Source organism: Enterococcus raffinosus, from assembly GCF_019175485.1.
GTDB lineage: Bacteria > Bacillota > Bacilli > Lactobacillales > Enterococcaceae > Enterococcus_A > Enterococcus_A raffinosus.
Window position 1 is genome coordinate 1,328,832 of record NZ_CP072888.1, and the last position, 17,863, is coordinate 1,346,694.

Here is a 17,863-nt window from a genome sequence, read left to right on the forward strand (position 1 = left end):
GTCCTTGCATAAATAAAGGCGATAAACTATAATAATTCTAAGAAAAACAGTAGTAGCATAGCTGATTGTTTATAATAATTATAAATTAGATAGAGGAGGGTTCTCTTGAACGCTATCCTGGCTTTACAGAAAACAAAAAAACAACTTCATGATTCTGGATTCAAGTTAACACCTCAGCGTGAAGCGACCGTTCTCGTTTTATTGGAAAATGAAAAAGATCATTTATCTGCCGAAGAAATTTATTTTTTGGTCAAAAAAAAGAGTCCAGAAATTGGTTTGGCGACAGTTTATCGTACATTGGAAATTTTAACAGAATTGCACATCGTTAATAAAATTAGTTTTGATGACGGATTGGCTCGGTATGACCTTCGAAAAGAGGGAGCGGAGCATTTTCATCATCACCTATTATGCCTTGAATGTGGCAATATAGAGGAGATCGAGGAGGATCTTTTGGGAGATGTGGAACGCGTAGTAGAATCCCGTTACCATTTTCTTGTTAAAGATCATCGTTTGACTTTTCATGGTATTTGCCAAAGCTGTCAGGAAAAGAAGGACGCATAGACATTTTAGTGAAAATGGATTAAGTTATAATTAATTTATATAGTCCCTTGCAAAGATACGTGCTATCATTTCAAGGGACTTTTTGTTATGATAAAGCGAAAGTGGTGAGAACATGGATGAACAAATAACAGAATATTTGCATTATTTATCGATCGAACGCGGTCTTTCAGACAATACTCGGATAAGCTATCAAAGAGACTTACACCAATACTTATCTTTCTTGAATGATCAAGGTGTGACAGATTGGCAAGCAGTAGATCGATATACAGTTGTGGCCTTTTTAACGAGCTTGACTGAAGCGGGAAAGGCGTCAACTACGATAACGCGAATGATTTCTAGTTTGCGTCGGTTCCATCAATTTCTGCGTCAAGAACGGTATACCGATCATGATCCAATGCAGCACATTGATAGCCCCAAAAAAGCGCAAAAGCTTCCACAAACTCTTTCGCTGACAGAAGTAGAACGTTTAATTGCAGCACCGGATACTACTACTGATTTAGGGATTCGAGATCGTGCTATCTTGGAGGTTATGTATGCGACGGGGCTTCGAGTTAGTGAACTGATTGGACTAAGACTTGGCGATATTCATTTGGAGATGGGCTTACTTCAGACCATCGGTAAGGGAGATAAAGAGAGAATAGTTCCGCTAGGCGATTACGCGATTCACTGGTTAGAACGCTATCTTTCTGAGGTTAGACCCTTAATAACTAAAAAAACGCCAAACGAAATGTTCTTGTTTGTCAATAACCATGGCCATGGAATGAGTCGTCAAGGAATATGGAAGAATTTGAAGCAATATGTCATTAAAGCAGAGATTACAAAAGATGTTACACCACATACATTGAGACACAGCTTTGCTACACATTTACTTGAAAATGGCGCTGACTTGCGGACGGTTCAGGAACTTTTAGGACATGCCGACATATCGACAACACAAATTTACACTCATATCACTAAACGGAGAATGACCGAAGTGTATAAAGAGTTTTTCCCACGTGCTTAACAGGAGGAGAAAGAATGCTTACTCAATACCGAAAAAATCAACGCAAGATTGCAATGGGACTTTTAAGTTTTCATGAGAGTTTAAAAGATCAACAACATTTACTAAAAGAAATCGATACATACGAAGGTGAAGATCGTTACCAGCTCTATTGTTATTACGATGAAAACTCTGACAATGTTCAAGGAGTAATTGGTGTAAGTCAATTGGAGGATGAAGAAATTGTTCTCCATGATATCAGCCTAAATCCTTCTTATCGTGGTGAGGGAGTGGGAATTCTCATGATGGATGAACTGCAAGCGATGTATCCAGATCAAAGAATTATTGGAACACCAGCCACTTCTGAATTTTTAGCAAAGTGGCAAGAGCATAAGCGAGGATAATATGGAAACGATTAGTTTAAAATTAGACGTCTTTGAAGGACCGTTAGATTTGTTATTACATTTAATCCAACAGTTAGAAATTGATGTATACGATATTCCAATTGCGGAAGTGACGGAACAATACATGAATTTTATTCATGCAATGAAAACTCTGGAGTTAGAGGTTGCTGGTGAATATTTGGTTATGGCAGCAACACTGATGTCAATTAAAAGTCAAATGCTGCTTCCCAAACCCGAGTTGGCGTTTGATTACGATGATGAGGAAGGCGAAGATCCTCGAGAAGCTTTGGTTCAACAACTTTTAGAATACCGTAAATATAAATATGCTGCTTCTGTATTATCTGAAAAAGAACAAGAAAGAAGTCAATTTTATACGAAGGCACCAATGGATCTCTCTGAATATGAAGAGGAACTTCTGCCTTTACCAAAGAATCAGTTGAACACAATTGACCTCTTTTTAGCTTTGCATGACGTTTTGCAACGTAAGAAGAGAAATCAGCCCATCGAAACAACAGTGTCTACAGAAACAATTACTGTTGATCAAAAGGTGAATGAAATAGGACTAAGGTTGGCAAAATTATCTGAGTCTGAAGGCTTGCCCTTAGAGTCTTTTTTTGTGCAATTTACTAAAGATGAGATGATTACTACTTTTATGGCCTTATTGGAATTAATGAAAAAGGGCCAAGCCTTAGCAACTCAAGAAGAAACTTATGCACCAATTTTGGTCTTTAAAGGAGTAGCAGCATGAATCAATTGAGTCAAATCGAAGCGATGCTTTTCGTAGTAGGGGAAGAAGGGATAAGTCTGGAAGAGTTGGCTTTCACTTTGAAACGCCCAATGCCTGAAATCTATCAAAATATTATCGATCTGAAGGAATCTTATGAGAGTAGCAAAACTTCCGCACTCACTCTTTTAGAAGTTGGGAACCATTTTGTTTTAAGCACTAAAAAAGAGTTTGCGCCTTTGTTAAAAGAATTTGCGCGCTCTCCAATGGCCAATCGACTAAGCCAGGCAGCCTTGGAAACATTATCGATTATTGCTTACAAGCAACCTGTTACACGATCGGAAATTGATGAACTACGTGGAGTCCAATCAAGCGGGGCAGTTCAAACACTAGTTGCACGGCAATTAATTGAAGAAAAGGGACGTGTTGATGGTCCTGGTCGGGCAATACTATATGGGACCAGTGCGTATTTCATGGACTATTTTGGCTTGAAAGATATTGAAGAGTTACCAGATGTTCAAAAGATGGAAGAAGATTTAGCGGATGAAAATGAACCTTTAGATTTATTTTATGACCGCTTCAAAGAAGAGGATGAATGATAATGGAGAGATTACAAAAAGTTATTGCCCATGCAGGAATTGCCTCGCGTCGTAAGGCGGAGGCGTATATTACTGATGGCCGAGTGAAAGTAAATGGCGAGGTTATCAAGGAATTAGGAACAAAAGTTGGCAAGAAGGACATCGTTGAAGTAGACGGCGTTCCAATTTATCAAGAAGAGCCCGTGTATTATTTATTTTACAAGCCACGTGGTGTGATATCCGCTGTCACAGATGATAAGAATCGTAAGGTAGTGACAGATTATTTTTCATCCGTACCTGAAAGAATTTATCCTGTAGGACGTTTAGACTATGATACCTCTGGAATTTTACTTTTAACTAATGATGGTGATTTTTCCCAGAAATTGGCCCATCCGAAGCATCAAATTGATAAAGTTTATGTTGCTAAAGTGAAAGGATATGCCGAAAAAAGAAACTTGCTTCCTTTAACAAAAGGGATTCGTATCGAAGGTAAGAAGACAGCACCAGCTCGATTTGAAATTCTTTCAACGGATAAAAAAGCGGAGACAAGTATTATTGAATTAACGATTCATGAAGGTCGTAATCATCAAGTGAAAAATATGCTTGCTGCTGTTGGGCTGCCAGTTCAAAAATTAAAACGTGAACGCTATGGGGACTTAACTTTGCAGGGACTACGTCCAGGCGAATATCGACGTTTAAATACGAAAGAAATCAACACACTATTAAATCAATCGAAATAGTCAAAATCATTTACTTGTTTTTTGATAGTAAAATTGTTATAGTGAATTTACAATAAAAAATAATTTAAGGTTCGTCTTCAGGGGCAGGGTGAAAATCCCGACCGGCGGTAATAGTCCGCGAACTGCGAAAGCAGCCGAATCGGTGTGATTCCGATACCGACAGTACAGTCTGGATAAAGAAGATAGAGCTTATTTGGGTGAGTCTAAATTCAAGTAACTCTATGCTTTTTCTGAAGCATAGAGTTTTTTTTGTGGTAAAGAACACTCAAATGGTTCGTTGAAGATGATTCCGAAACGGAGGATTTCAGATGAAGAACTTAAGGTTACAAAAAATGACAGCAGTAGCAGTAGCAGCGGCAATGGGGTTGATTTTGCAGTTCATCGCATTTCCAATTGTTCCAATGTTTCCATTTCTAAAACTGGATTTTAGTGATATTCCAGTTTTGATTAATATGTTTATCTTTGGACCATTAACTGGGATTGTAACTGCGTTTATTCGATCATTATTACATTTGACCATGACTGGTTTTTCTGTTGATAATATGATCGGAGACTTTGCTAGCTTCTTTGCCTCAACGCTGTATACTTTGCCAATTTTCTTAATGTTCAGGAAAAAAACAACGTCAAAACGAGTATTAGGGCTTGGCCTAGGAATTTTAGCGATGACTCTTTTTATGAGTGTTGCCAACTATTTTATTATTACTCCACTTTATTTAAAAGCATTTGGACTTTCAGCAGGACAAATGCTGGGTATGGGGTTAGGCCGATATATTTTAGTAGGAATCGTTCCCTTCAACGTGCTTAAAGGAATTATCGTGAGCGCTGTTTTCTTAGTACTCCATGCAAAATTGTTGCCATGGTTATCGAAGAAAACATTAACCTCACAACACCATTCCGTATAGAAAGATACAAAAAAATCTCAGATGAAATGTCTGAGATTTTTTTTGTCTATCTATGTTATTATGATTTTTGATAAAGGATGGCATGGGAAGGACAGCGTTTAGCAGATTGAATGACAGCTGCTTGCTGATCTTCAGGTATAAATTCGTGAGTTGCTTCTGGCTCTCCGATAAAAAGGACAAGACCATCATCAGTATAATCAAAGATTTCTGGCGCGATTGTTTGGCATAACCCACAGGCGATGCAGCGCTCAGGAATGATTTCACATTTCATTACTTCACCTTCCACAGGAGATTATATTATGACTTTTTTTATTTTAACGTTATTTAAGGCAGGCTACAAGTTAAGAACCTCTACCTTATATCATTTATTAGTGGGTAAAAGAACCAGTTCTGTATTACTCCATGGTTTTTTTCACGAAAATTTGCCTTATTTAGGAGCATTGCCGAATCTAAAAGAAGAAGTATTTCAAAAAGAACTGCAGCGGCTGATTGAAAAACAATTGATTTTAGTAAATGATGGTTTCGGAGAACTAACCGTTGAGGGACAGAGACTATTAGAAAAAAAATCCTATCCCTTTTACGGGCTGAATAACCTGCGCTATGGTCGTATGAGGGAGAATATGTGGCACATGATTCTTTTCTCAGTACAAGTAATCAGTCATTTATCTTTTAATGAAAAAAATTATCTCCCAATTGAAAACCGTCCATACTATTTACAGCAAATAAAAAAATGGTTGGCTCATTCTAAAGCAGATGTGATTGTAAAATTTAAACAGGAATTGGAGCTGATTTTTCAAAAATTACCAGTAAATGAAGCAGATTTTTTGGCGAATCAATTTTCTGGCGTAGAGTTTCAAGGGAAAACAGCGTATCAGTTATTGCCAGAAAAATGGCTGGAAGAACCATGGAGCAGTCTCTACCAGCAAAATGCAATTGATCTTTTTCTGGCGCAAGTCATGCAGGATAATAGTGGGGAAATATTTAGGTTACTCTCTAATTTGGATCAACAAAATCTGAATCAAAGCATGCTAATAACAAAGCAATTTTTTTTGGCGGGAAAATCAATAGATGAAATACTAAAATTACGTCATTTAAAACAAGGGACTGTCAATGATCATTTTATTGAATGGGCATTAATAGATGAAAATTTTCCTTTTAAAAGTTTTGAGCTCATCAATTTCAATGAGCTAGATAAGAATCGAATCGTCAATGCACGGTTTCAAGAATACGATAGTTCATATTTAACGTTCCGTTTATCACAAATTTATCGTATGAGGGAGAAATAATGGAGTTAACAGAAGTTTTAAAAGCAAAATTCAATTACGAGCAATTTCGTCCCGGACAAAAGGAAATCATTCAGACTCTTTTAGCTGGAAAGTCTGTATTGGGCATGCTGCCTACAGGAACAGGAAAATCTTTGTGTTACCAATTACCAGGGTATTTGTTAGAAGGTACAGTAATTGTGATTTCTCCTTTGATCTCTCTAATGGAGGATCAAGTAACGCAACTCCAACGTATAGGAGAAAAAAGAGCAGTCGCGCTGAACAGTTTACTGTCTGGATGGGAAAAGCAATGGGTTTTGAGCGAAGCGCATAATTATAAGTTTATTTTTATGAGTCCAGAGATGTTTTTGACCCCTAACGTTCAAAAGAAGTTGCAGGAAATAAAACTTTCCTTAGTAGTTGTTGATGAAGCCCATTGTATTTCACAATGGGGAATTGATTTTCGACCAGAATATTTAAAGCTTGCTGATGGAATAAAATTCGTAGAGGCTTCCCTGGTTTTAGCGTTAACTGCAACTGCTACGAAAGCTGTGCGACAAGATATTCAGCGTTTGCTCTTCACTCGTAAAGCAGCAGAAGAATACATTTATTCTGTAGATCGTCCCAATATAAGTTTTTTTGTCTATCAGGAAGATAAATTAAAAAAGTTACAAGAATTGGTTGAATCTTTGCGTGGTGCGGGAATCGTTTACTGCGCGACTAGAAAAAAGGTAGAAGAGCTTTACCAATTACTTAAGTCAAACCACTCGGTAGCCTATTATCACGGCGGTCTTAGCGGGCAAGAAAGGCGGATACTTCAACAACAGTTTATCGCCGGCGATTTGCAATTGCTCATTGCAACCAATGCATTTGGCATGGGGATTAACAAGGATAATATTCGATATGTTATCCACTATGATCTACCAGATTCACCTGAAAATTATTTACAGGAGGTTGGACGTGCTGGTAGAGATGGACAAGCGAGTCAGGCGACACTCCTTTATGAAGCAGGGGACGAACATATTCATCATTTTTTACAGGAACAAACCAATCAATCAAAAAAGCTTTTTGAAATCAAACAAACAATGAGTGATCTTGTTTTTGAAGACCCATTAATTAAAAAATGGGAACACTTTTTTCCTGAAGAGAGTGACGAATTATTGGCTCTATTGAGTCAACGTGGAATGACAAAACGACTCCAATTACAAAAAATGCTGGAGTACATTTCATTATCCACTTGTCGCCGTGAGTTTTTAGTTACCTATTTTGACGAAACGCTCCATGAAAAAAATCCCATTTGTTGTGATAATGACGGAGCTACTTTATCTACTAAAAAGAGTGAAGTGGAAAATATTGCGACAGTGTTACCATGGAAAAAAATATTTCAAAAAATTTTTAAAAATGATATGAAAGATTGAAAATTGACGCATATTTTTTTTGAGCTATGGTATAATACATGGCGATAGCATTTAGGAGGTTAGAGAAATTGAGTAGAAAAGATCGCTATAACGATACGAATAATGAACCGTGGGATCAACATATTTACGAATCTGATAGTGAAGAAGAAACTTATTCACGCAGCCAGTCTCGTCGTAGTGGTGGTGGTAATAAAGGTGGCGGAAATACGAAATTCTTAACGATTCTAGTCGCATTATTGTTAGCCCTTATTTTGATTCCAGCCGGTGCCTTTTTCTGGATTACTCGTGATAATGACAAGCCAGCGGCCTCTCCTGAGAGTACAACGCAGGTGTCTAAAGTATCTTCGACAGAAAAGTCTAGCACCGAAGAAAGCAGTACTGAAGAAAGTACAGCTTCAACAGATACACAGGCTGCACAAGAATCTCAACAACAAGCCGATGCAGAACAACAAGCAGCACAAGCCGCAGCATCTCAATCTCAGGCAGCAGCAGAGGCGGCAGCAGCTCAAGCGGCACAACAAACAACGCCATCTTCAAGTGTAGCTGATGATCCGAATGCCCAATATGGTACAGTCCAATCAGGCGAAGGCCCTCAACAAATTGCTGGAAGATATGGTCTTTCTGTTGATGAATTTCTTCGGTTGAATGGAATGGACAGAAGCAACTTCTATTTTGATCCAGGTCAACAGGTACGTATTAAATAATTTGAATATCTTGCCGTAATCGTTAGCGATTACGGCTTATTTATTGAAAAGAGGCAAACCATGGAAAATATTTCAATTGCAATTGACGGTCCAGCATCCTCTGGAAAAAGTACAGTAGCAAAAATTTTAGCGAATGATTTTAAATTTATATATGTAGATACAGGTGCCATGTATCGAGCGATTACTTATTTAGCAATTAAACATCAAATAGCTTTTTCAGATGAATCTGCTTTAGCTGATTTGACAAGGCAGTACCCTATTACTTTTAAACAATCTAATCATGGACAATTGGTTTTTGCAGATGATGAAGAGATTACTCAAGCAATTCGTCAGCCCGATGTTACTGCTGCGGTATCAGAAGTATCTGCTCATGGCAAAGTTCGAGAAGAGTTAGTAGAGGCGCAACGTCAATTAGCACAAAAAGGCGGCGTCGTAATGGACGGTCGCGATATTGGAACGACCGTCTTACCTAAAGCGGAGGTAAAGATTTTTTTAGTGGCAAGTGTTGAAGAACGCGCGCAGCGTCGCTACAAAGAGAATCAGGAAAAGGGTATAAAAATGGACTTTGAGGCAATCAAAGAAGCCATCGCAAAACGCGATTATTTAGATTCTCATAGAGAAGTCTCGCCATTAGTTCAAGCAGCAGATGCTGAATTGGTCGATACAACTGGAATGTCGATCGAACAGGTAGTAACGAAGATTAAAGAGGTCATTTACTCAAAAGGTTTCTAAATTTTGGATAAAATCGATAAATAAAGCGAAATTCTTTCAAATTTTTAGAAAAAAAGAAGAAATCGCTTTATTTTTCATGTGGATTATTCTAAAATAGAACATGTAGTGTATTTTACGCAGAATTGTTGGTAAGGAGGACAAACGACATGACAGAATTAGAACAAAATTCGATGGAAAACGAAAATGTTTCCATGGAAGCAGCAATGGAAAGTGTGCATGAAGTTCAAGTTGGCGATATTGTTAAAGGTGAGGTGCTCGCCTTAGAAGATAAACAAGTTATCGTTGGTATTGAAGGTGCAGGGGTAGAAGGTGTAGTTCCTGCTAAAGAACTTTCAACATTACCTGTTGAAGATATCAATGAAGAAGTCAAGGTTGGCGATATTCTTGATTTAGTCGTTATCTCTTCTATCGGAAAAGACAAAGAAAATGGTAGTTATCTTCTTTCTAAACGACGCTTAGATGCGAAAAAGGTTTGGGAAGATATCGAAAAAGAATTCCAAGATGGAAAAATTATCGAAGCACCGGTAACTAGCAGCGTCAAAGGTGGTTTAGTAGTTGATGTAGGTGTACGTGGTTTTGTACCAGCATCAATGATTGACGATCACTTTGTGGATGATTTTTCAGCGTATACTGGAAAAACATTGAAATTCAAAATTATTGAAATCGAGCCTTCTGAGAATCGTTTGATTCTATCTCATAAAGCAGTGGTGGAAGCTGAAAAAGCAGAGAAGAAAAAGGAAATTTTAGCAGATCTATATGAAGGTCAAGTCATTAAGGGTCAAGTTGCTCGTCTTACAGATTTCGGCGCATTTATTGATCTTGGCGGTATTGATGGATTGGTTCACGTATCAGAAATTTCTCACAGCCATGTGGCAAAACCTGCGGATGTCTTGAATGTAGGCGATGAAGTTGAAGTTCAAGTGCTTTCTGTAGATCCAGAGAAAGAGCGTATCTCTTTATCAATTAAAGCGAATCTGCCTGGTCCTTGGACAGATATCGAAGAAAAAGCAGCACCTGGTTCAATCCTTGAAGGAACAGTGAAACGCTTAACCAGCTTCGGTGCTTTTGTTGAAATTTTCCCTGGTGTAGAGGGACTTGTTCATATTTCTCAAATTTCTCACAAGCATATTGCGACACCGCACGAAGTCTTACATGAAGGGGATCAAGTACAAGTAAAAGTTCTTGAAGTACATCCTGAAGAGCATCGTGTAGCACTTTCAATTAAAGCATTGGAAGAAAAGCCTGAAGAGGCTAAAGCAGAACCTGTAGAAGAAGAATCTTATGAGTTGCCTGAGGAAAATACTGGCTTCACAATGGGAGACATCTTAGGCGATGCTTTAAATGAAGACTCAGAGGACAACGAATAAATATTAGCTATTTTGAGGCGTGTTTAAGCACGCCTCTTTTTTATGCAAAAATCATTGAATGCGCATAGAATCTGAAAATTCTTCAAACGGAAACAACTTAATTTTCTTATTAATTCATCCGTGAAAATGATTCCTTCTCTTGCAAGAAGGAGCTTTCTTGGTTAAACTAAAGAGAATTTGAAAAAAAGAACGCCGTTGCTAGCTCTACTAAGTAGTTCATTAGTAGAAGAGAATGTAGTTGAATCGATAATAGATTTTGTGGAAATTTATTCTAGCAATTTGAGTATGCTCTAAGTTTTATAGTATGTTTTTGTCCTAGTAAACTCAGTTGCTGCTATGGATTGGAACAGGACATACTTATCACAAAAGTAGATACTATGAGCATTAGGCTCATTTTTTAAAAAATTTAATACAGTAATTAGGAACGAGGAATTAAATTATGTCAAATCCTACAATTGCCATCGTTGGCCGTCCGAACGTCGGTAAATCAACATTATTTAATCGAATCGCTGGGGAACGCATTTCAATCGTGGAGGATACGCCTGGCGTAACACGTGATCGAATCTATGCAAAAGGTGAATGGCTGGATCATGAATTCTCAATCATTGATACCGGTGGAATCGATATTGGTGATGAACCTTTTATGGAACAAATTAAACAACAGGCTCAAATTGCGATTGATGAAGCAGATGTGATTTTACTTGTGGCAAGTGGAAAAGAAGGCGTCACTGATGCGGATGAAGCAGTAGCAAAAATTTTGTATCGTAGTAAAAAACCAATCATCTTAATGGTGAATAAAGTAGATAATCCTGAAATGCGTAACGACATTTACGAATTCTATTCATTGGGATTAGGAGAACCGTATCCTGTTTCTGGAAGCCATGGGCTTGGTTTAGGAGATGTACTAGATGAAGCAGTCAAACATTTCCCAGCAGAAAATGAAGATGATGAAGATCAATCTATCAAATTTAGTTTAATTGGTCGTCCGAATGTTGGAAAATCTTCACTAATCAATGCTATTTTAGGCGAAGACCGAGTAATCGTTTCAGATATTGAAGGAACAACAAGGGATGCAATTGATACAAAATTTGTTGGTGAAAACGGTCAAGAATTTACAATGATTGATACAGCTGGAATGCGGAAACGCGGCAAAGTTTATGAAAATACAGAAAAGTATTCTGTTATGCGTGCGATGCGCGCGATTGACCGCTCGGATGTTGTTCTTGTCGTTTTAAATGGGGAAGAAGGGATTCGTGAACAAGATAAGCGAATCGCCGGTTATGCCCATGAGGCGGGTCGAGGTGTGATTATCGTGGTCAATAAATGGGATCTGGTCAAAAAAGATACCAATACCATGAAAAAATTCGAGGAAGAAATTCGTGATGAGTTTGCTTATCTGGATTATGCACCAATTGTTTTTGTCTCAGCAATGACCAAGCAACGTTTGAATAGAATTCCAACGATGATAGAAGAGGTCAGCATGAATCAGAACTTGCGTATCCCATCTTCTGTATTGAACGACATCATTATGGACGCTGTTGCAATTAATCCAACACCGACAGATAAAGGCAAGCGATTAAAGATTTTTTATGCGACTCAAGTAGCGGTAAAGCCTCCGACATTTGTGGTTTTTGTAAATGAAGAAGAACTTATGCATTTTTCTTATGCACGGTTTTTAGAAAATCAAATTCGAAAGGCATTTGAGTTTGAAGGAACACCGATAAAAATAATCGCTCGGAGAAGAAAATAAGGTATTTTATCATACTTTTATTTTGGTGACAACAGATTTCTCTGAATGATAAAACAACCATGAATTTTGTGCCATTAATCGTTAAAAACCTTGCTAACATAAGGTTCTTATGCTATCGTTATAACAGAATATTGACCAAATCAATATTTCTTTGCTGATGGCTGGACCACTCAGTTATCAGTTGATGTTTAGACATCACTACTCATTTCTCAGGAGGTGAATTCATTCATGGCAAACAAAGCAGAATTGATCGAAAAAGTTGCAGCAGCTACTGACTTAACTAAGAAAGACGCTACAGCTGCTGTCGATGCTGTATTTTCAACTATCCAAGACGCATTAGCTGAAGGTGAAAAAGTTCAGTTGATCGGCTTCGGTAACTTTGAAGTACGTGAACGTGCGGCCCGTAAAGGACGTAACCCACAAACTGGTGAAGAAATCGAAATTCCAGCAAGCAAAGTACCTGCGTTCAAACCAGGTAAAGCGCTAAAAGATGCAGTTAAATAATTTTTGCTGCTAAAACCGTTGTGACTTTAACAGTCACAGCGGTTTTTTGTCTGAAATGAGTACAAAATTAATTGATACTTATTTCTTATTGATGTCGTTATTTCATTCTGTTTGTAACTTATTTTTTGTTTTACGAAAGGCTTTACATACGATAAAATGAAGAAAAGATTTTTATTTTTTCTTTGGAGTAGCTCAATGGCTTTTTAGAAAATGATATACTACTCAATAATGGGAGAAAAAATAAGGGAAGAAAGAGGGTGAAGCGATGTCAAAGGAGCGTCTATTTTATGTTGAGAAAAACGACTCTTGGCATTCGTATGAGTTTCTTGCACAAAGAAAAAATGATCCTAAGTGGCGACAAGCTTTTTTAGAAGCAGATGCATTACTGGAACAAGAAGATAAGAAAAGAAAGCGTCGCAACTTTATTATATTGCTAGTATCTGTTCCGCTATTATTGATTCTTGTTTTAGTCGGACTGTATTTCTATGGATCTTCGGATGAAGAGGCAATTCCCAAACGAGAAGTAAGTTTGAACGATTCGACATCTGTTTCCACAGTGGCGACAGATGAATCAAAGACAATTGATACTTCCAGTGTTGGTCAGGTGCTAACAACTCCTTGGGGCGAACAGGTAACCGTATTGAGAATTCTATCCAATGGAGAACGTGTGATCAAAGAAGGCTACTCCCCATCAGATTTAAATGGAGATGGCTTGTTAACCTTTGAAGAGCTGTCAGAAGTGGAAGAAAAAGCAAATCAAGGGGTTCAACAACCTTACCAACAACCACAACAGGGACAAAACTATCAGCAACAACCCCAACAAGGGCAAAGCTATCAGCAACAGCCGCAACAGGATCAAAATAATCAGCAACAAACACCTCAAGATAATCAACAAGGTGTACAGCCAAGTCAATCCAATGGGCAACAGACGCCTTCAAATCAGGACGGTGGCACTACACAAAATCAGCAAAACACACCACAAAGTCAATAACTAAGTACTATTATTCTTACGTGAACTGTATTTTTTTGTAGGTATAATCCAGATACTTTTTTATTCCTGTAATAAATAGAGATGAAATGTCTCATAGCCTTTCGCAGTTTTGTTGCGGGAGGTTTTTTTGTAGTATAAAATAAAGAAAACGGGGTGAGCGGGATGGAAATAACCTATCAAAATAAAAAGAAGGAAACACAGATTATTTATGGAGAGACCGTCGCTTCAATGATGCGTGAAAAAGATTTACAAAATAAACAAATTCTATTTTGTGGAAATCAACGATACTATGATCTGTATGCTGAAAAACTACGACAATTTATCCCTAAAACAAGTACTCATGACTGGTTTATCACGCCTAACAATCGGTACTGCAATACAATGGAAAGTTTTCAAGAATTGATTCATTTTTTAGAACGCTTTAGCCGACAAAAGGAAACAATCTTTCTTGGGATCGGAAACGAAGGGGTTATTGAGCTTTTGGGTTTTACTCATCATGTTACCAATCTCTCAGCAGAGCTGTGCTTTTTTCCTGTATCACTTAGATCCTTTGCTCAAAGTCTGTCCTTTATTGATCAGATAGTTTCAGATAAAAATTTGATGACAGTTATGGAAATCGAAGAGGTACCAAAAAGCATTCTGTTTGATCATACTTTGGCTGATCAACAAAAAACTGGGAAAATGGTAGACCTTTTGACCTTGATTCGTTGTGGTATAGTCTGTGATTATCCCTTTTTACAAAGTTTATACAAGAATTTTCCTACGCGGGAAGCCCTTTTTCAGCACTCTTTTTCTGCTTTCAGCGAGACGCTGATCTATTACTATCAGGACAATAGCGAGGAACTGCGTAATTTTGGTAAAATATTTGAGAAAGCTTTTTTTCAAACAGAGAATGGGTCATTATTATCCAATAGTATGAAGACGATGTTTGGCTTGTTATTTGAGGTTGCATGGAATGTCACAACAAGCAATCTTCATTTCAATTTTAAAAATTTTATGATATGGTTGGTGCGATTAGGATTTCCTATTATGATGCCAGAAGGAATCTCCTTGGCTGATTACGGGCAGCAAGTCATTGCCTTAGCGCAGGAAAAGCCCTTAGCAGGATTAATTCAAATCGGTGAAGTCGGTATGGAAAAAGTCCCGACCCAAAAAGAGTTGCTTCAAACATTTGAAGTATATCAAAAAATCGTAACAGAGATCAGGGGAGAATAGATGTCAAGTTATAGTGAAAAAATGCTTGCAGCATTAAAAAATGAAGATTTAACAGAAGCAAATCTAATGTTTGAAGAGGCATTAAAAAAAGATGATCCAGAAATTTTAGCTAGTTTAGCTGAAGAATTACAAGCGTTAGGTTTTTTAGAAGAAGCAAAAAAAGTATTAGAAAAATTAGTGACTGATTTTCCTCAAGAAGATGTTTTTTATCTTTCTTTAGCAGAAATTGCGATTGAAAATGATGATATTGATGGAGCCTTCTCGTACTTAGAAAAAATTGAACCTGACAGTGAAAATTATCTAGAAAGTCTGTTAGTGACAGCCGACTTGTATCAGGTTCTAGGTATTCCTGAGGTTAGCGAAGCAAAGCTTTTGCAAGCCAAAACGATTGCACCAGAAGAACCTTTGATTACATTTGCTCTTGCAGAGTTACATTTTTCTGCGAATCAATTAGGAGAGGCCATCAATGACTATGGACAGCTTCAAAAGCAGGGCATTGATGAGATTGCGAATGTTTCAATTGATGAAAGAATCGGTTCAGCCTATAGTATGATGGGCGGATTTGAAGAGGCAATCCCATTTTTAGAACGGGCATTGGAAAAAGAACATACTTCTGATCGGTTATTCCAACTAGGGTTTACCTACTATCAGTTGCATGATCACCAAAAAGCCATTAATTACTTACAGGAGTTAATTACACTTGATCCTCAATACCAAAGTGGCTATTACTATCTTGCTGATAGTTTGAAAGAAGAAGAATTACTGGAAGAAGCGTTGCTTGCTGCAGAGGAAGGAATCAAAGAAAATCCTTATCAAGTGGAACTACTGCATTTAGCCTCTGAAATCGCTTATCGATTGCGTGATAGTAAAAAAGCTGAAGAGTTGTTAATTCAGGCAATTGAAACAGGCGATAAAATGGATGAAACTTTGTTGACATTAAGTAACCTTTATCTAAATGAAGACCAGCCTGATAAAGCGATCGAGATGATTTCCCAGATGGATGAGGAGGATAATCCTTACGCTGCATGGAATTTAGCGCAGGCCTATAACGAACTAGAAGATTTCGATGCGGCTCGCACCTATTATAAGCAAGCGTATGAAGATCTGTCTCATGAGCCGGACTTTTTGAAGGCATACGGAGTCTTTTTACGTGAGGATGGTCAATTAGAACAGGCACGAGTTGTTTTAATGAGCTACTTGCAACAAGAACCTGGTGATTTAGAAGTACAATCATTATTAGAAGAGTAGAGAGGTGAGAAAAATGATCGATGTAGGTGAAAAACGTGAATTTCTCGTGTGGTTGATCAATAATGTAAGTTTTCAACGTCGAGAAGTGATTTGGATTTTGAATTACTTAATTAATCATGAAGCAATTCTACGAAATGTCCACATTGTCGAGCAGGCGCTAGAAACAAAACGTGGATTAGTTTTTCGAGACATTACCCAACGTGAGGAACCGATGGTGTTTTCAATTGAGGGACATCAGTTTTCGAATAGTGATCAGATTTTTCATGAAATTCGTCTGCATTGGCAACAACCTTTATACCTAGAATGCATTTTTCCAAATTCATGGCAAAATGCACAATATTTATCCGTTCTTGAGGACAATCCCGCACTTTCTTGGAATGATAATGTTAGTGAAGAGATCGTAACGGAAGTGGAAAACTATTTGAAATTTCAAGAACAGGAAGCACAAGTAGACTTATTGAAAAAGCAAATTGATATGGCCTTAGAAGATGGCGACAAGGAAGCTTTTCTCATCTTATCAGATGAACTAAACAGGCTTAAATTAACCATACACGAATAAAAAGATACCGCAACCGAATGTATCTTTGCTAAATAGCTATAACCACCTTTCCCATCTAAGTATTCTTGAACTACTTTCAATTTGAATTCAAAACTATATTTAGCCATAAAAATACCGACCTCCAAGAGTTAGATTTTGGTCTAACTTTTGGGGGTCGGCTCACTGTCTGCGATATCTTTTTAATTGCTTCGCTTCAGAGTGAATCTTCGACGTTGAGGTTTTAAATAGGTGAAGCCCTCTCCTTCGACATCGTGAACATTGCTAATTAAAATAAAGGCCTTCTCATCGACAGAGTGCACGATTTTTTTCACTTCATTGATTTCTTGCTGTGATACGACAATGTAGACGATGCGTTTCAATTCTGATGAAAAACCACCTTCACCGTGTAAGTAAGTCACCCCACGCTCTAAATGAGCCATCAGTAATTCAGCGATTACATTACTTTCGTTAGAGATAATCATCACACCTTTAGCCGCATATCCACCAGATGAAAGCATATCTACTACTTTACTAAATACAAATGAGACGATCAAAGTATACATCATTCGTTTCAAATCTAAATAAGTCAGTGAACAAATCAAAACAATAATATCAAAAACCAATAGAGATTTTCCCATTGTAAACCCGATTTTTTGCTCCAAAATTCGTGCGATAACATCCGCACCGCCAGTGGTTCCACCATTTCGATAAACCAGCCCGCTACCGAATCCGGCAAATAGCCCAGCTAAGATGGATACAATAAAAAGATCATGGTCCAAATTAATCTGAAGCGGTATTCTTTGCCAAATCCATAAGAAAACGGAAAGGCAAACGGTACCCAAGATGGTGTAATAGAACGACCGTTTTCCCAAAATTTTCCCACCAATTAAAATCAATGGGATATTAATAAGCAAGGTAGTATAAGCAGGATCGATGCCAAAAAGGGCTCGAATAATCAAAGTAATACCAGTGACGCCGCCTTCTGCCAAGTGATTTGCAATATTCAAATACACTAGACCAAAGGCATATATGGCTGTTCCCACCACAATAAATAGAATTTCTTTGATTCGTGTAGACATAGTCGTTTCCATACGACACCTCCTGATTTTGAATGTATAAATCGATTTTAAACAAATGCTGTGTACTCATCCGGCACACAATTTCAGTCCTCAATCAACATAGCATGAATTTCAGATAGTTACAACAACATGATAGGAAACAAATCTGTTTTTTGATAAGATAGGTT

Annotated in this window: 20 protein-coding genes, 1 pseudogene and 1 riboswitch; of the genes and pseudogenes, 18 read left to right on the top strand and 3 right to left on the bottom strand. The window is 37.7% G+C overall.

Translation table 11 applies throughout. From position 1 onward, the window contains the following. The first annotated feature begins 105 nt into the window (after nucleotides 1-105). The 7 genes from fur (at nucleotide 106) to J9537_RS06555 (ending at nucleotide 4,888) form a co-directional block, all read left to right on the top strand. Nucleotides 106-561, top strand: coding sequence for a ferric iron uptake transcriptional regulator (gene fur, locus J9537_RS06525; protein WP_010744609.1), 456 nt, complete (start codon nucleotides 106-108; stop codon nucleotides 559-561). A 112-nt stretch (nucleotides 562-673) separates the two neighbouring features. Then, nucleotides 674-1,564, top strand: coding sequence for a site-specific tyrosine recombinase XerD (gene xerD / locus J9537_RS06530; protein WP_218257166.1), 891 nt, complete (start codon nucleotides 674-676; stop codon nucleotides 1,562-1,564). A 14-nt stretch (nucleotides 1,565-1,578) separates the two neighbouring features. Beyond that, nucleotides 1,579-1,944: a GNAT family N-acetyltransferase gene (locus J9537_RS06535; RefSeq protein ID WP_218257167.1), complete on the top strand. Its 366-nt coding sequence runs from the start codon at nucleotides 1,579-1,581 to the stop codon at nucleotides 1,942-1,944. Nucleotide 1,945: 1 nt separating this feature from the next. Then, the gene (locus J9537_RS06540; RefSeq protein ID WP_218257168.1) at nucleotides 1,946-2,692 is read left to right on the top strand and encodes a segregation/condensation protein A; all 747 of its coding nucleotides are present in this window, start codon (nucleotides 1,946-1,948) and stop codon (nucleotides 2,690-2,692) included. Further along, a complete protein-coding gene (scpB, locus tag J9537_RS06545; RefSeq protein ID WP_218257169.1) occupies nucleotides 2,689-3,267 on the top strand; it encodes an SMC-Scp complex subunit ScpB in 579 nt (192 codons plus the stop codon). The genes J9537_RS06540 and scpB overlap by 4 nt, the downstream gene beginning before the upstream one ends. Nucleotides 3,268-3,269: 2 nt before the next feature. Next, nucleotides 3,270-3,986 carry a pseudouridine synthase gene (locus J9537_RS06550; RefSeq protein ID WP_010744614.1) on the top strand — a complete coding sequence of 239 codons (717 nt, stop codon included), beginning with the start codon at nucleotides 3,270-3,272 and terminating at the stop codon, nucleotides 3,984-3,986. A 69-nt stretch (nucleotides 3,987-4,055) separates the two neighbouring features. Further along, a riboswitch (FMN riboswitch) is annotated at nucleotides 4,056-4,174 on the top strand. Between the two features lie 120 nt (nucleotides 4,175-4,294). After that, complete coding sequence (locus tag J9537_RS06555) at nucleotides 4,295-4,888, top strand: ECF transporter S component (protein ID WP_218257170.1); 594 nt, start codon at nucleotides 4,295-4,297, stop codon at nucleotides 4,886-4,888. Between the two features lie 58 nt (nucleotides 4,889-4,946). Here J9537_RS06555 and J9537_RS06560 read toward each other — a convergent pair whose 3' ends face one another. Beyond that, entirely contained in the window at nucleotides 4,947-5,159 is a 213-nt protein-coding gene (locus J9537_RS06560) for a ferredoxin (RefSeq protein WP_010744616.1), read from the bottom strand. A gap of 28 nt (nucleotides 5,160-5,187) precedes the next feature. Here J9537_RS06560 and J9537_RS06565 point away from each other — a divergent pair, with 28 nt between their 5' ends. The 11 genes from J9537_RS06565 to J9537_RS06615 all read left to right on the top strand — a co-directional run bounded on the left by J9537_RS06565 (nucleotide 5,188) and on the right by J9537_RS06615 (nucleotide 16,638). After that, nucleotides 5,188-6,174, top strand: coding sequence for a helix-turn-helix domain-containing protein (locus J9537_RS06565; RefSeq protein WP_218257171.1), 987 nt, complete (start codon nucleotides 5,188-5,190; stop codon nucleotides 6,172-6,174). Beyond that, the gene (locus J9537_RS06570; RefSeq protein WP_218257172.1) at nucleotides 6,174-7,568 is read left to right on the top strand and encodes a RecQ family ATP-dependent DNA helicase; all 1,395 of its coding nucleotides are present in this window, start codon (nucleotides 6,174-6,176) and stop codon (nucleotides 7,566-7,568) included. The genes J9537_RS06565 and J9537_RS06570 overlap by 1 nt, the downstream gene beginning before the upstream one ends. Nucleotides 7,569-7,636: 68 nt before the next feature. Then, a complete protein-coding gene (locus J9537_RS06575) occupies nucleotides 7,637-8,272 on the top strand; it encodes a LysM peptidoglycan-binding domain-containing protein (protein WP_218257173.1) in 636 nt (211 codons plus the stop codon). Nucleotides 8,273-8,332: 60 nt separating this feature from the next. After that, nucleotides 8,333-9,004: a (d)CMP kinase gene (cmk, locus tag J9537_RS06580; protein ID WP_218257174.1), complete on the top strand. Its 672-nt coding sequence runs from the start codon at nucleotides 8,333-8,335 to the stop codon at nucleotides 9,002-9,004. A 146-nt stretch (nucleotides 9,005-9,150) separates the two neighbouring features. Beyond that, a complete protein-coding gene (gene rpsA, locus J9537_RS06585; RefSeq protein ID WP_010744621.1) occupies nucleotides 9,151-10,371 on the top strand; it encodes a 30S ribosomal protein S1 in 1,221 nt (406 codons plus the stop codon). 439 nt (nucleotides 10,372-10,810) lie between these two features. Further along, the gene (der, locus tag J9537_RS06590) at nucleotides 10,811-12,121 is read left to right on the top strand and encodes a ribosome biogenesis GTPase Der (protein WP_010744622.1); all 1,311 of its coding nucleotides are present in this window, start codon (nucleotides 10,811-10,813) and stop codon (nucleotides 12,119-12,121) included. A gap of 228 nt (nucleotides 12,122-12,349) precedes the next feature. Continuing rightward, a complete protein-coding gene (locus tag J9537_RS06595) occupies nucleotides 12,350-12,625 on the top strand; it encodes an HU family DNA-binding protein (RefSeq protein ID WP_010744623.1) in 276 nt (91 codons plus the stop codon). 265 nt (nucleotides 12,626-12,890) lie between these two features. Then, a complete protein-coding gene (locus tag J9537_RS06600; protein ID WP_010744624.1) occupies nucleotides 12,891-13,616 on the top strand; it encodes a hypothetical protein in 726 nt (241 codons plus the stop codon). Between the two features lie 162 nt (nucleotides 13,617-13,778). Next, on the top strand, nucleotides 13,779-14,831 hold the full coding sequence (locus J9537_RS06605) for a hypothetical protein (protein ID WP_218257175.1): 1,053 nt from the start codon (nucleotides 13,779-13,781) through the stop codon (nucleotides 14,829-14,831). After that, nucleotides 14,832-16,079, top strand: a complete 1,248-nt coding sequence (locus J9537_RS06610; RefSeq protein ID WP_218257176.1) for a tetratricopeptide repeat protein — start codon at nucleotides 14,832-14,834, stop codon at nucleotides 16,077-16,079. A 13-nt stretch (nucleotides 16,080-16,092) separates the two neighbouring features. After that, the gene (locus J9537_RS06615) at nucleotides 16,093-16,638 is read left to right on the top strand and encodes a YpiB family protein (protein ID WP_010744627.1); all 546 of its coding nucleotides are present in this window, start codon (nucleotides 16,093-16,095) and stop codon (nucleotides 16,636-16,638) included. Between the two features lie 11 nt (nucleotides 16,639-16,649). Here the strand turns inward: J9537_RS06615 and J9537_RS20870 are convergent. Both J9537_RS20870 and J9537_RS06620 read right to left on the bottom strand, forming a co-directional pair. After that, nucleotides 16,650-16,745, bottom strand: a pseudogene (locus J9537_RS20870) (IS3 family transposase); the annotation flags it as partial. 72 nt (nucleotides 16,746-16,817) lie between these two features. Next, a complete protein-coding gene (locus tag J9537_RS06620) occupies nucleotides 16,818-17,708 on the bottom strand; it encodes a YitT family protein (protein WP_010744629.1) in 891 nt (296 codons plus the stop codon). Between the last annotated feature and the right edge of the window lie 155 nt (nucleotides 17,709-17,863).